Origin of the sequence: Streptomyces resistomycificus, from assembly GCF_001514265.1 — a bacterium.
In the GTDB taxonomy this organism is placed as follows: domain Bacteria; phylum Actinomycetota; class Actinomycetes; order Streptomycetales; family Streptomycetaceae; genus Streptomyces; species Streptomyces resistomycificus.
The window spans coordinates 98,357-111,016 of record NZ_KQ948998.1 but is presented as its reverse complement, the minus strand read 5'-3'; the positions used below and the strand labels follow the sequence as shown (position 1 = coordinate 111,016).

The 12,660-nt window shown below is 72.7% G+C and carries 13 protein-coding genes; 9 read left to right on the top strand and 4 right to left on the bottom strand.

Annotated elements, in window-relative coordinates; all coding sequences use genetic code 11:
• The first annotated feature begins 178 nt into the window (after window positions 1-178).
• The 6 genes from AQJ84_RS29460 (at window position 179) to AQJ84_RS29440 (ending at window position 4,238) form a co-directional block, all read left to right on the top strand.
• Window positions 179-1,369 (top strand): polyamine ABC transporter substrate-binding protein, encoded by a 1,191-nt coding sequence (locus AQJ84_RS29460; RefSeq protein ID WP_030041041.1) that lies wholly within the window; start codon window positions 179-181, stop codon window positions 1,367-1,369.
• A 172-nt stretch (window positions 1,370-1,541) separates the two neighbouring features.
• A complete protein-coding gene (locus AQJ84_RS41475) occupies window positions 1,542-1,949 on the top strand; it encodes a Tat pathway signal sequence domain protein (RefSeq protein WP_078631962.1) in 408 nt (135 codons plus the stop codon).
• On the top strand, window positions 1,946-2,626 hold the full coding sequence (locus AQJ84_RS29455) for a class F sortase (RefSeq protein WP_051869992.1): 681 nt from the start codon (window positions 1,946-1,948) through the stop codon (window positions 2,624-2,626). The genes AQJ84_RS41475 and AQJ84_RS29455 overlap by 4 nt, the downstream gene beginning before the upstream one ends.
• Window positions 2,627-2,700: 74 nt before the next feature.
• Window positions 2,701-3,192: an RNA polymerase sigma factor gene (locus tag AQJ84_RS29450; RefSeq protein ID WP_030041043.1), complete on the top strand. Its 492-nt coding sequence runs from the start codon at window positions 2,701-2,703 to the stop codon at window positions 3,190-3,192.
• Window positions 3,176-3,673, top strand: coding sequence for a hypothetical protein (locus AQJ84_RS29445; RefSeq protein ID WP_053191513.1), 498 nt, complete (start codon window positions 3,176-3,178; stop codon window positions 3,671-3,673). Before AQJ84_RS29450 ends, AQJ84_RS29445 begins: the two co-directional genes overlap by 17 nt.
• 43 nt (window positions 3,674-3,716) lie before the next feature.
• The gene (locus AQJ84_RS29440) at window positions 3,717-4,238 is read left to right on the top strand and encodes a hypothetical protein (protein WP_030041046.1); all 522 of its coding nucleotides are present in this window, start codon (window positions 3,717-3,719) and stop codon (window positions 4,236-4,238) included.
• Here the strand turns inward: AQJ84_RS29440 and AQJ84_RS29435 are convergent.
• Window positions 4,231-5,400 carry a serine hydrolase domain-containing protein gene (locus tag AQJ84_RS29435; protein WP_053191511.1) on the bottom strand — a complete coding sequence of 390 codons (1,170 nt, stop codon included), beginning with the start codon at window positions 5,398-5,400 and terminating at the stop codon, window positions 4,231-4,233. The two genes, AQJ84_RS29440 and AQJ84_RS29435, sit on opposite strands and share 8 nt — an antisense overlap.
• A 295-nt stretch (window positions 5,401-5,695) precedes the next feature.
• Between AQJ84_RS29435 and AQJ84_RS29430 the strand changes: the two genes are divergently transcribed.
• On the top strand, window positions 5,696-7,363 hold the full coding sequence (locus tag AQJ84_RS29430; RefSeq protein WP_053191509.1) for an RNA polymerase sigma factor: 1,668 nt from the start codon (window positions 5,696-5,698) through the stop codon (window positions 7,361-7,363).
• 12 nt (window positions 7,364-7,375) lie between these two features.
• Here AQJ84_RS29430 and AQJ84_RS29425 read toward each other — a convergent pair whose 3' ends face one another.
• Together AQJ84_RS29425 and AQJ84_RS29420 are read right to left on the bottom strand one after the other, a co-directional pair.
• The gene (locus tag AQJ84_RS29425; RefSeq protein ID WP_107082718.1) at window positions 7,376-8,062 is read right to left on the bottom strand and encodes a glycerophosphodiester phosphodiesterase; all 687 of its coding nucleotides are present in this window, start codon (window positions 8,060-8,062) and stop codon (window positions 7,376-7,378) included.
• Window positions 8,063-8,081: 19 nt separating this feature from the next.
• Complete coding sequence (locus tag AQJ84_RS29420; RefSeq protein ID WP_030041052.1) at window positions 8,082-9,143, bottom strand: adenosine deaminase; 1,062 nt, start codon at window positions 9,141-9,143, stop codon at window positions 8,082-8,084.
• A 151-nt stretch (window positions 9,144-9,294) separates the two neighbouring features.
• Here AQJ84_RS29420 and AQJ84_RS29415 point away from each other — a divergent pair, with 151 nt between their 5' ends.
• On the top strand, window positions 9,295-10,254 hold the full coding sequence (locus AQJ84_RS29415) for a DUF4190 domain-containing protein (protein WP_225889184.1): 960 nt from the start codon (window positions 9,295-9,297) through the stop codon (window positions 10,252-10,254).
• A gap of 36 nt (window positions 10,255-10,290) precedes the next feature.
• On the opposite strand, the gene AQJ84_RS29410 is transcribed toward AQJ84_RS29415, so the two are convergent.
• A complete protein-coding gene (locus AQJ84_RS29410; RefSeq protein ID WP_030041055.1) occupies window positions 10,291-10,857 on the bottom strand; it encodes an NADAR family protein in 567 nt (188 codons plus the stop codon).
• 217 nt (window positions 10,858-11,074) lie between these two features.
• Here AQJ84_RS29410 and AQJ84_RS29405 point away from each other — a divergent pair, with 217 nt between their 5' ends.
• Entirely contained in the window at window positions 11,075-12,610 is a 1,536-nt protein-coding gene (locus tag AQJ84_RS29405) for a gamma-aminobutyraldehyde dehydrogenase (RefSeq protein WP_030041056.1), read from the top strand.
• Window positions 12,611-12,660: the final 50 nt, after the last annotated feature.

Below are 12,660 nucleotides of genomic sequence, written 5' to 3'. Positions count from 1 at the left end.
CACCGTCCGGGGCCGCTGTCGCGCGGCGAAGGCGCCGTCAGCGCCGCCGGCTTCGTCCGCCGGCCCCTGTGACTTCGTCCGTTGAAGGGCCGTTGATCGACAACGTGTCGGCCGTAGGCGTCCGCGCTCGACGCGGCGTCGATTGTCCGGCCACCGGCAGCGGCGGCATGCTGCCCTGATGGCCCTCCCACCGAAGACGCCCCCGCTCGCCCGACGCTCCCTGCTGCGCGCACTCGGTGGCACCGCCGTGCTCGGCGGTCTCGCCGGCTGCGGCGTACCGGCCGCGTACGTGTCGCCCGAAGACCGGGCCGTCCCCGACCGTTCCGCCGTCGACAAGCGGCTGACCTGGGCCAACTGGCCTCTGTACATCGACACGGCCGACGACGGGACGACCGGGCGGCCGACGCTGGTGGCCTTCGAGAAGCGGACGGGGATCTCCGTCGAGTACACCGAGGAGATCAACGACAACGACGAGTTCTTCGGCAAGATCAGTCCCGCGCTGATGAACCGTCAGCAGACCGGCCGCGACCTGGTCGTCGTCAGTGACTGGATGTGCGCGCGGTTCGTGCGCCTGGGCTGGGTCCAGGAGATGGACCGCGCGCGCCGGCCGAACGTCACCAAGTACCTGGACCCGTTGCTGCGTTCGCCCGCCTTCGATCCCGGCCGCAGATTCACCGTGCCGTGGCAGTCCGGGATCACCGGCATCGCGTACGACCGCCGCAGGCTCGGCCGGGAGATACGCCGGGTCAGCGACCTGTGGGCGAGCGACCTGAAGGGCCGCGTGACCCTGCTGTCCGGCCTCGACGAGTCCTTCGCGCTGCTCATGCAGGGCAACGGCGTCGACATCACGCGGTGGACCGCCGACGACTTCGACAGGGTCTGCGACCAGGTGGAGAAGCACGTGGCGATGGGCCGGATCCGCCGCTTCACCGGCAACGACTACACCAAGGACCTCGTCAGCGGCGACGTCCTGGCCTGCCAGGCGTACTCCGGTGACGTGATCCAGCTCCAGGCGGACAATCCCGACATCCGCTTCGTCGTCCCCGAGGAGGGCGCGGAGCTCTGGTCGGACTCCCTGATGATCCCCAACCGTGCCCTGCACCGGGCCAACGCCGGGCGCCTCGTCGACTACTACTACGACCCCGAGGTCGCCGCGGAGCTCGCCGCCTGGGTCAACTACGTCTGCCCGGTGCCGGCGGCCCGGGACGTCCTCGCCTCGGCCAAGGACGAGGAGACGGCCTCCCTCGCGGAAAACCCCCTGATCTTCCCGGACGCGAGGATGCGCGAGCGCCTCGCCGTCGCGCGGGACATCGGCCCGGAGGAACGGGTGGGGTTCGCGAAGCGGTGGAACGCGATCGTCGGGCTGTAGGCAGGTTCCGGGGACTGTCCGCGAGGCCGGGCCGCGCGCCGGGCGTCCGCGGCGGCCGGATGACTTTGCCATCTCTTTACAACCTGCCCCACCGCTGCCTCGTCTCTCCCGTCGATCCGAAACCCGCCCCCCCGGACCACCGGCCGGGCGGACCGACGAGAGAGAGCGATTCATGCGCCGAACTGCCCTGAGCGCCCTGGCACTTGCGTGCACCGCCGTACTGGCGGGCGCGGTGCCCGCGTTCGCCGACGGGGGGAACGCGAGCCCGGCCCCCACCCGTCACCCCTCCGCCTCCGCAGAGCCGACGTCGGAGCCGTCCGCCAGCCTTCCGCCGAGCGCCGAGCCGACCCGCGCGCCGAGCGCCGAGCCGACCCGCGCGCCGAGTGCGGAGCCGACGCTGGCGCCCTCCCCGGGCCAGGTGTCCGTGGTGCCGAGCGGAGCGCCGGACACCGGTGTCGCCGAGGAGTCGGCGGGCTCCGGCGGCTCGGGCGCGCTGGTCGGCGGGGGTGCCGCGGCGGCGTGCGCCGTGGGGGGCGCCGCCTACTTCGTCGTAAGGCGTCGGCGGGCGACCGGGGCATGACCTCGCTCTCCAGGCGCGCCTTCGTCACCGCGACGACGGCCTCGCTGCTCGTGGGCTGCGGCGGACCGTCGGCCGGCCCGGCCGCGGGCGGCACGTCGTCCGCGCCCGACGGGTCGCCCTCCGCCCGGTCCTCCCCCAACGCGGGGCAGGCTCCGGGGCGTTCGGCTCCCGTCCGGTTGCTCGTCCCGGCCATCGGGGTCGACACGCCGGTGATGCGGCTGGGGCTGGCGGCGGACGGCAGCGTCGAGGTGCCTCCGCTGACCGCGCACGACCGGGCGGGCTGGTACCGGCACTCACCGACACCGGGCCAGGTCGGCCCGTCGGTGATCCTCGGACACGTCACGGTCGGCACCCACGGCGACGGCGTCTTCCGCCGGCTCGCGCGGCTGCGCCGAGGCGACCGGATCGAGGCGCGCCTGGAGAACGGCCGGACAGCGGTGTTCACCGTGGACTCCGTACGGACGGTCGCCAAGGCGGACTTCCCGGCGGACGAGGTCTACGGGGACGTGAACCGGCCGGAGTTGCGGCTCATCACGTGCGGTGGCCGCCTGACCGGTGACGGCTACCCGGACAACGTGATCGTCTTCGCCACGATGAGCGGGACGGACGGAACAGGCGGGACGGACGGAACAGGCGGGACGGACGGAACGGGCGGGTCGAGCGCGGCGAGTCCCTGACCCGTACCCCCCCATGGGGCCCCGTCCCGCACCCGCCCCGCACACCGTCACGACCATGGAGAGCACACAGAACGTTGAAACGGTCCCGCGAGAAGGCAGCGTCCGAGCTGTTCGCCGCCCTCTACCCGCGCCTCGCCGGCTGGTGCCGTCGGCTGGTCGACGACGACGAGACGGCCCACGAGATCGCCTCCGAGGCCTTCACGCGGCTCTGGGGCCGCTGGACGTCCGTCACCGAGCCCCGGGGTTTCCTCTACGTCACCGCGGCCAACCTGGTCCGGGACCACTGGCGTCGGCTCGAGCGGGAACGCCGGGCCGTGCACCGCGCCACCACCGAAGCCGCCGTACGTCCGCGAAACGAACAGGCCGACCCCTCGGTGCGGTTGCTCGTGCAGTCGCTGCCGGAGCGACTGCGCGTCCCGATCCTCCTGCACTACTACGCTGACATGCCGATCCGGGAGGTGTCCGCGCTGACCGGACGAAAGGAAGGGACCGTCAAGGCCGATCTCCACGCGGCCCGTGAACTGCTCCGCGCCCATCTGGGGAGAAGCCTTGATCACACACTCTGACGAGGGTCCGGAGTTCGAGCCCGACGACCCGCTGGCCGTCATCCTGCGGCCCGCCTCCGACTACCTCGGCCCACCCGCCGGCCGGTACGAGGCGATCCGCCGTCGCGCGGCCCGCCGCCGACTGGCGCGCGCCGCGGCCGGGGTGGGCGCGGCGTGCGCCGTCGCCGCCCTCGTGGCGCTGCCGCTGCGGCTGACGGTGCACGAGTCACCCGCGCCCCCGGCCGTCCCGATGGCCCCGCCGACCGGGAGCGGCAGCCCTTCGCCGCCGCCCACTCCGTCGGCGCCCCCCGCACCGGTCGGCCCCGGCCCGAGCGAGGGGACGCGGGGCCCCGCTCCCGCCACGACGAGCCCCGACTCGACTGCCGCTTCCACCGCTCCCACCCACGAGCCGACGGCGGTCCCGACCACGCACTCCCTCGTGCCGTCGCCGTCCGCGTCCACGGTGCCCGGCGGGGCGGAGACCGCGCGGGGCAGCCGGTAGAGCACTTTTTGAACATGTTCAACACGGGGCGTACGCTGCTGCCATGAGCGACAGAGCCGCCCTGCTCAAGGGCATCCGCGCGTGGTTGGTCCTCTTCATCGTCTGCCTGGTGCTCAGCGGCGCCACGGCCTTCCCGCTGGTCCACGAACTACGCTGGACCGAGGACCTGCTGAGGGCGCTGTCCGTGCCGCAACACCTGCCCGCCCTCATGGAGTGGATCGAACGGGTCCGGCAGGGACTCGACGTCGTCGACGCCGAGTACCCCTTCGTGCTCTACGGCACCGACTGGCTCGCCTTCGCGCACCTCGTCATCGCGGTCGCCTTCTACGGCCCCTACCGCGACCCGGTCCGCAACATCTGGGTCGTCGAGTTCGGGATGATCGCCTGCGCCGGGATCGTCCCGCTCGCGCTGATCTGCGGGCCGATCCGGGGCATCCCCTTCTGGTGGAGCGTCATCGACATGGCGTTCGGGGTCTTCGGGGTGATCCCGCTGTACGTCGTACGGAAGAAGATCAAGCGCCTGGAGCAACTGACCGTGAACGCCCGCCCGGTGCTCGCTACTTGAGGGCCGCCCGGGCTATCCGCTCGGTCACCGGGTTCATGGCCTCGCCCTTCGCGTCCGTGGCGCCGACCGAGACGACCAGGGTGCGGGACAGGTCGCGGGTCGCGGCGATCAGCGAGCCGTAGCCGTAGCGGCCCCCCGTCTTGAGCCAGTACACGCGGCCCTCGAACTCGAAGCGCTCCAGGCCCGCGCTCATCGTGGCGCCCTTGATGCGCGAGGGGACCGTGAACATCTCCCTCAGCTGCGGCCGGGGGACCAGGTCGCCGCGGAACAGACGGTTCACCAGGCGCTCCAGGTCGGCGGTCGTGGAGATCATGTCGCCGGCCGCGAACCGGTCCGCCTGGTTCCAGTCCGTCACGTCAAGGAACGACGTCGTGCCGTCGGCCGCCTTCACCGCCTGGTAGCCGCGGTTGTGCGGGCCGGCGATCGACGGCTCGGTGCCGGGGAAGTACGTGTCCCGCATCCCGGCGGGGCGCAGCACGCGCCGGGTGGCCTCGGCGGCGTACGAGTGTCCGGTGACCTTCTCGACCAGCAGCCCCAGGATCGTGTAGTTGATGTTCAGGTAGTGCTGCTCGCGGCCCGGCCGGAACTCGGGGCCCTTGGCCACCGCCGAGGCGACCACCTGCCGGGGTGACAGCGTGTCGAAGCGGTGGGCGTACACCTCCTCGAAGGTGCTCCCGAGTCCGTCGCCCGGCTGGATGCCGCTGGTGTGGTTCCGCAGCTGCCGTACCGTGACCGGCTCGAAGTCGCGGGTCAGCAGCCCGGGGAGGTAGCGCTGGAGGGGCGCGTTCAGGTCGAGCCGGTGATCCGCGGCGAGTTGCAGCACCAGGGCCGCCGTCACCACCTTCGTCGCCGAACCGGCCCGGAACCGGGCGCCCGCGTCCGCCGCACGGCCGCTCTCCAGATCGTGCACACCCGCGGCGCCCCGCCAGGTGCCGTCCGTTCCGCCGACCCGGACGAGGGCGAACGTCGCGTTCGGGTCGGGGAGGTTCTCGAGCGCCGCGGTCAGGGCGCCCGCGTCCGGACGGCCGGCCGTCGTGCCGGACGCGGAGGCGGGGGAGGAGGCCGGCCCGGACGCGGCGAAGGCGGGGGCCGCCAGCGGGGCGGCGCCCAGGGCGAGGGTGAGGCAGGCGGCGAGGACGGTCGTACGGCGGCGGGCGCGCATGCGTCTGCTCCAGAGGTCGACGTATGTGGTCGTGATCAGCTTTCTGCCGAACGGCCGCCCCCGGATCGTCGGACAGGAGGGTGCCGGACCCTGGCCGGACCCGGAGTAACTGCCGCGCCGGTCAAGGGGGTTGTCAGGAAGCGCCCCTAGGGGCGGCGAAAAAACTGTTATCCCCGCGCCCTTCACACCGTCTCCGCACTGTGATCCCGGACATACGACAGCCCCGGCCTGCCTGAGAGGGTGCGTGCAGAAGACCTCTGACCTCAGCCGTCACCCCAGCCACCGAAAGGGCCCCGTGGACACCCAGCACTGGCGCTCCACCATCGCCGCCGCGCAGGCCGGCGACCGGCGGGCGCTGGACGAGCTCGTCGCGGGCTGGCTGCCCCTGGTGTACAACATCGTCGGCCGGGCCCTGAACGGTCACGCCGACGTCGACGACGTCGTCCAGGAGACGATGCTGCGGGCCGTCGACCACCTCGGCTCCCTGCGCGACCCGGACAGCTTCCGGTCCTGGCTGGTGGCCATCGCCATGCGGCAGATCCGTGACCGGGCCCGCCGCAGGACTCCCGACCCGCTGGACGAGTCGGTGTCCGGGGACGCCGCCGACTTCGCCGAACTGACCGTTCTCAGACTTCAGTTGGAAGGGCAGCGGCGTGAGGTCGCGGAGGCGGCACGCTGGCTCGACGACGAGGACCGCCAACTGCTGTCCCTGTGGTGGCTGGAGGTCGCCGGCGAGCTCACCCGGCGTGAACTCGCCGAAGCCGTCGGCATCAGCCGACAGCACGCCGCCGTGCGCGTCCAGCGGATGAAGGAACGCCTGGAGACCTCGCGCGGCATCGTGCGCGCCCTCGACGGCGCCTGCCCGGACCTGCGCGAACTGACCGCCCGCTGGAACGGCCGCCCCGACTCCGTCTGGCGCAAGCGGCTGGCCCGGCACCTGCGGGGCTGCGGTTACTGCGGCGACACCCGCGAGTCGGTCGTACCGGCGGAGCGGCTGCTCGTCGGGATCGCGCTGGTCCCGATCCCGGTCGGCCTCACCCTCTCGCTGGCCTTCGGCGGCAAGACGGCGGCCGCCGCCACCGCCGCGGGCGCCTCCGTCGGCTGGTCCGCCAAGGTGCTGGGCGCCCTCACCAAACCGGCCGTCGCCATGACGGCGGGCGCGACCATCGTCGCGGGCGGCGCCTACGTCGCCACCCAGACCCCTGACCCGGCCCCGCCGCCGCGCGCCGCCGTCACCAGCACCGCCCCCACCGCGAGTTCCGCCCCGCTGCCCCCGTCATCGGCCTCCCCGACCCCCTCACCCCCACCGTCCCCGACGAGGACGACGAAGGCCGACCTGTACGGCACGGTCGTCGACGCCGTCGACCGGGCACCGGACCCCGACACCCGGCCCGCCGCCCTCCCGCACCGGCCCGAGACCGGGATCACCAGCACCTGGGGCGCCAAGGCGGTCATGCAGCACCGCGGCGAGAAGGTGACGCTCAGCGGCAAGGGCTACGTCCTGGTGCGCTGGCAGATATCACCGCAGTCACGCCCCGGCCAACTGGTCATGCCGGCCTGGACCGGCCTGGAGGGAAGGATCTTCCACGTCGCCTCGGGCGGCGGCCGCCGCATGGACGACCCCGTCAGCCCCACCGACAGCTCCGCCACCGGCATGGGCAGCACGGCCACCGGCTACACCGTCCTGCCGGACGGCACCCAGCAGATGTGGCAGAACGAGTACTTCTACGTCGACGGCACCGTGACCCTCAACCAGAACGAACGCGGCGCCGACTACGGCGTGACCGTCTTCCCGACCACCTGGGACGCCGTGACCAAGGACGTGACGAGCGGTCCCCCCGAGGGCGCGAAGCGCTACGGCCTGGTCCGCGACACCGGCCAGGACGACACCCCCGTGCCGCAGTACGTCACCCGTGAGACCCCGGCCGATCCCGCGACCGTCCCCCGGGACTCGCGGGTGTAGCGCTTCCGCGCCTCAGCAGGTGTCGCGCAGGGCGCACAGGAGGTCGACGCGGTTGGTGGTGATCGAGTCCACGCCCAGGTCGACGAGGCGGCGCATCGAGCGGCGGGTGTCGGGGGTCCACACGGAGAGAAGACAGCCGTCGGTGTGGACGCGTTCGGCGAGGGCGCGGTCGACCAGGCCGAAGCGGTAGTTGAGCCAGCGGGGGCGTACCGCGGCCAGCAGGGCGGGGCGCGGCGGGGCGAGGGTCGTCCAGGTCAGCGCGATCTCGGCGGCCGGGTCGGCGGCGCGCACGGCGAGCATGGCCGTGGCGTCCGCGCAGTAGTACGCGCGCTCCTCGGCCCCGCACGCGCGCACGACGTCCACGACCCGGCGCGCCGCCCGCACCTCGGAGGTGCCCGGCAGGTCGAGCATCACCCGGCTGCCCTCGGTCGCCGCCAGCGCCTCGGCCAGCGTCGGCACGTCGCCGTCCGTGAGCCCGCGCACCTCGTCCGCCGAGAGCGACCGCAGCGGGCGGTCGTGCCCCCACAGCCGTTTCAGGGTCTCGTCGTGCAGCAGCACGGGCACGCCGTCCCGGGTGAGCCGTACGTCGATCTCGACCGCGTCCGCGCCCAGCCGCAGCGCGGCACGCAGCGAGTCGAGCGTGTTCTCACGGACGCGGTAGGGGTCGCCGCGGTGGGCCACGGCGGTCAGCTTCTGCATGCCCCCCATTGTGCTGGGATCAGGGCGCGAGCCACGCGGTGGTGTAGGTCTCGATCTCGTCCTTGACACGGGTCTTGCCGGCCGCGTCGAGGAACGACGCCTCCACCGCGTTCTTGGCCAGTTCGGCCACGCCCCGCTCGTCGAGGTCGAGGAGGCGGGCGGCGACCGCGTACTCGTTGTCGAGGTCGGTGCCGAACATCGGTGGATCGTCGGAGTTGATCGTGACCAGGACGCCGGCCTTCACGAACTCCTTGATGGGGTGCTCGTCGAGGGTGCGGACGGCGCGGGTGGCGATGTTGGAGGTCGGGCACACCTCCAACGCGATCCGGTGCTCGGCGAGATGGGCGAGCAGCTTCTCGTCCTGGGCGGAACTCGTGCCGTGCCCGATGCGTTCGGCGCGCAGGTGGGTCAGCGCGTCCCACACCGTCTGCGGGCCGGTGGTCTCGCCGGCGTGCGGCACGGAGTGCAGGCCGGCGGCGATCGCCCGGTCGAAGTACGGCTTGAACTGCGGCCGGGGCACGCCGATCTCGGGCCCGCCGAGGCCGAAGGACACCAGCCCCTCAGGGCGCAGCCGGTCGTCGGTGGCCATCCGCACCGTCTCCTCGGCGGACTCCAGTCCGGCCTCGCCCGGAATGTCGAAGCACCAGCGCAGCAGGGTTCCGAAGTCGGCCTCGGCGGCCTTGCGGGCGTCCTCGATCGCGTCCATGAAGGCACCCTCGTCGATGCCGCGCCGGGTCGAGGAGAACGGCGTGATGGTCAGCTCGGCGTAGCGCACCTGCTGCCGCGCCAGGTCCCGGGCCACCTCGTAGGTCAGGAGCCGGACGTCCTCCGGGGTGCGGATCAGGTCGACGACGGACAGGTACACCTGGATGAAGTGGGCGAAGTCCGTGAACGTGAAGAAGTCGACCAGGGCCTCGGGGTCGGTGGGCACCTGGGAGTCCGGGTGACGGGCGGCCAGCTCCGACACGATCCGCGGGGAGGCGGAGCCTACGTGGTGCACGTGCAGTTCGGCCTTGGGCAGCGACGCGATGAAGGCGTGCAGGTCGCGCGGGGCACGGGCGTCTATGAGGTGGTCGGTCAAGGTTCCTCCCCGGAACGGCGCCCCGTGCCGGTGGGTACGGCGGGACGCGGGTGATCGGCTGATCGGTGACTCGGGATCATCGTAGGCCGGGGTCACGGCGGAGGGGGTCGGGCCTTAGCATGACGGCACGTTCAACGGAGGGGGGCCGCGCATGTCCGACGACGCGCAGAAGCCGGAGGCGCGGGGCGACGACGCCGCGCACCGGGCGACGCCGACGGGTGGGACCGGCGAACCCGCCGACGCTCCCCACGATCCGTGGGCCGCGCCGGCCGACACGGCGCCAGGCCAGGCCCGGGGCATGACGCAGACCTGGCCGACACCCCCACAGGCGGCCTCCGCCGGCCCCGGCGCCACGGTCGCCGACACGGGGCCCCTGACCCCGCTCACGCAACCACCGACCTCCACCCCCTCCTCGTCCGTGCACGACCAGCAGACGGTGACGTCGATGCCGGGTGTGGGGACGCCGCCGGGGGGCACGGGCATTCCGCCCGGCGGGTCCGGGGCGCCGGTCGCGGGCACGCCGCCCGTCGCAGGCCCCGACGCCTCCCGGCCCTGGTCCTCCCCCTTCGCCGGGCCGACGACCCCGGCCCAGGCCAACGTCTCCGACAACCCCTTCGCCCCGCCGAACCCCACGGCACCGGTGGGTTCCGGTCCGGTGGACGCCTACCCGCCGCCCGCCCCGGGTGCGGCCGCGCCCTACGGGCACGAGCAGGTTCCCCCGCCGCCCATCGCCCCCGACGGCCCCGGCCCCGCCGCGTACGGCTACCCGGGCGGCTACGGCTACCCCGCCCCGCCCGTCTACGGCGCCCACGGCCCGCAGTCCCATGGCGCCGGTGCCTACTACGGCTGGCCCGGCATGACGCCGGCACCCAGCAACGGCATGGGCACGGCCTCCCTGGTGCTCGGCATCATCGCGGCCGTCGGCTTCTGCCTGTGGCCGTTGGCCCTCGTCGCCGGGATCCTGTCCGTCGTCTTCGGCGTGCTCGCCCGCAAGAAGGCCGGCCGTGGCGAGGCCACGAACCCCGGCCAGGCCCTGGCCGGCCTCATCTGCGGCAGTGTGGGCCTCGGCCTGTCCATCGCGTTCATCGTCCTGCTGGTGGCGTTCCCCTGATCGAGGAGGCGCGGGGGCGGGGCCGGTCGCCCACCCCTACCCCCGCAGCCGCCCCCGCGCCTCCATCAGCGCGAACCCCAGCAGGTTCGCTCCCCGCCACCGCTCGGGGTGTTGGGCCGCCTCGTCGTCCGCGGTGAGGCCGATGCCCCAGACGCGGTCCACGGGGCTGGCTTCCACCAGTACCCGCTCGCCCGTGCTCAGCAGGAACCCCCGCAGCCTGGGGTCCGAGGCGAACTTGTGCACGCTGCCCTCGACGACGATCCCGAAGCGCTCGCGCTCCCAGACCGCCTCGTCGAAGCCGCGCACCAGCCGCCCGGCCTTCTTCGCCTCGGCCGGATGCTCCGCCGCCAGCACGCGCCGCCCCGCCTCCGCGTCTTCGAAAAGCCGCGCCTTGCCCGCCATCATCCAGTGCTCGGCGGTCGCGTAGGTCACCCCGTCCACCACGAACGGTGACGGCCACCACTGGCTCAGACAGCTCGCCCCGACACGACCGTCCGGTCGCGGCCGGTGGCCCCAGAAGTGCAGATACTTGATTTTCGCGCCCGTCCGGATCTCCCTGACCAGCGCTTCCCGAGAGTCGATCTTCCCCGTGATCCCTTCCATGCACGCGAGTCTGGCAGGCACCACTGACACTCCGTCCCCCCTTTTCCGCTGCGACTCGACACCTGGTCGACAGATTCCGTCGCGTAACCAAAAGGCAACAACGGAATCACTTGTTGGACGCCACCTGCTCTGCCAGGATCGTCACTCAAATCGAGCTGGAGCTACGCCACCCGTCTCCGACACACGCGGGGCGACGGCGGAGGAGAGCGAGAGCGACATGCACTACCCGGGCAATGCCACCCCGGAACGATTTCCGGCACAGGACCGCTTCGCGGACGGCGCGCAGTTCATCGCGGGACGTCTGACCAAGGGCTCCTCTGGCCGTACCCACGCGGTCGTCGACCCCTCGACCGGCGAGGAGGTGTACACGTACGAGCTGGCGGGCGCCGCCGACGTGGACGCGGCCGTCGCCGCGGCCCGCGCGGCCTTCCCCGGATGGTCGTCGGCGACCCCGGGCGAGCGCTCGGACGCACTGCACCGCCTCGCCGCCGTGATCGCCGAGCGCGCCGAGGACTTCGCCCGCGCCGAGTCCCTCCAGTGCGGCAAGCCGATCAAGCTCACCCGGGAGTTCGACGTCCCCGGGACCATCGACAACACCGCCTTCTTCGCGGGCGCCGCCCGGCACCTCCAGGGCCAGTCCGCGGGCGAGTACTCCGGCGACCACACCTCGTACGTGCGCCGCGAACCCATCGGTGTCGTCGGCTCCGTCGCGCCCTGGAACTACCCCCTCCAGATGGCCGCCTGGAAGATCCTCCCGGCGATCGCCGCGGGCAACACCATCGTCCTGAAGCCGGCCGAGCTCACCCCGCTCACCTCGCTGCTCTTCGCCCAGGCCGCGACCGACGCCGGAATCCCCGACGGGGTCGTCAACATCGTCACCGGCACCGGCAGGGAGGCCGGCGAGCACCTCGTCGGCCACCCGGACGTCGCCATGACGTCGTTCACCGGCTCCACCGCCGTCGGCAAGCGGGTCGCCGAGATCGCCACCGCGACCGTCAAGCGGCTCCACCTGGAGCTGGGCGGCAAGGCACCCTTCGTGGTCTTCGACGACGCCGACCTCGAAGCGGCCGTCCACGGCGCCGTCGCGGGCGCGCTCATCAACACCGGGCAGGACTGCACGGCCGCCACGCGCGCGTACGTACAGCGGCCCCTGTACGAGGCCTTCGTCGAGCAGACGGCCGCCCTCATGGAGACCGTCCGGCTCGGCGACCCGTTCGCACCCGGCACCGACCTCGGCCCGCTGATCTCGCACGCCCAGCGCGACCGCGTCGCCGGCTTCGTCGACCGGGCGCGCGGCTACGCGCGCGTGGTGACCGGAGGCGAGGCTCCGCAGGCGGATCTCGAGAACGGTGCTTACTATCGCCCCACTCTGGTCGTCGACGCCGCCCAGGACAGCGAGATCGTCCAGTCCGAACTGTTCGGCCCGGTTCTGGTCGTACTGCCCTTCGACACCGACGACGAGGGACTCCGGCTGGCCAACGACAGCCCGTACGGGCTCGCCGCCTCCGCGTGGAGCCGGGACGTCTACCGGGCCAACCGCGCCACCCGCGAGATCAAGGCAGGGTGCGTGTGGATCAACGACCACATTCCGATCATCAGCGAGATGCCCCACGGCGGATACAAGGCATCTGGCTTCGGCAAGGACATGTCCACGTACTCCTTCGACGAGTACACCCAGATCAAGCACGTCATGTTCGACAACACGGCGGTGCCCCGCAAGGACTGGCACCGCACGATCTTCGGGGACCGATAGCCGTACGCAGGCCGCCCGACCCGCGGCCGATCACTCCCGAAAGGGCACCA

Bases quoted from the DNA above. Each gene is read 5' to 3' on its own strand.
- AQJ84_RS29460 (WP_030041041.1), top strand. From the start codon at position 179: ATGGCCCTCCCACCGAAGACGCCCCCGCTCGCCCGACGCTCCCTGCTG.
- AQJ84_RS41475 (WP_078631962.1), top strand. From the start codon at position 1,542: ATGCGCCGAACTGCCCTGAGCGCCCTGGCACTTGCGTGCACCGCCGTA.
- AQJ84_RS29455 (WP_051869992.1), top strand. From the start codon at position 1,946: ATGACCTCGCTCTCCAGGCGCGCCTTCGTCACCGCGACGACGGCCTCG.
- AQJ84_RS29440 (WP_030041046.1), top strand. From the start codon at position 3,717: ATGAGCGACAGAGCCGCCCTGCTCAAGGGCATCCGCGCGTGGTTGGTC.
- AQJ84_RS29435 (WP_053191511.1), bottom strand. From the start codon at position 5,400: ATGCGCGCCCGCCGCCGTACGACCGTCCTCGCCGCCTGCCTCACCCTC.
- AQJ84_RS29425 (WP_107082718.1), bottom strand. From the start codon at position 8,062: ATGCAGAAGCTGACCGCCGTGGCCCACCGCGGCGACCCCTACCGCGTC.
- AQJ84_RS29415 (WP_225889184.1), top strand. From the start codon at position 9,295: ATGTCCGACGACGCGCAGAAGCCGGAGGCGCGGGGCGACGACGCCGCG.
- AQJ84_RS29410 (WP_030041055.1), bottom strand. From the start codon at position 10,857: ATGGAAGGGATCACGGGGAAGATCGACTCTCGGGAAGCGCTGGTCAGG.
- AQJ84_RS29405 (WP_030041056.1), top strand. From the start codon at position 11,075: ATGCACTACCCGGGCAATGCCACCCCGGAACGATTTCCGGCACAGGAC.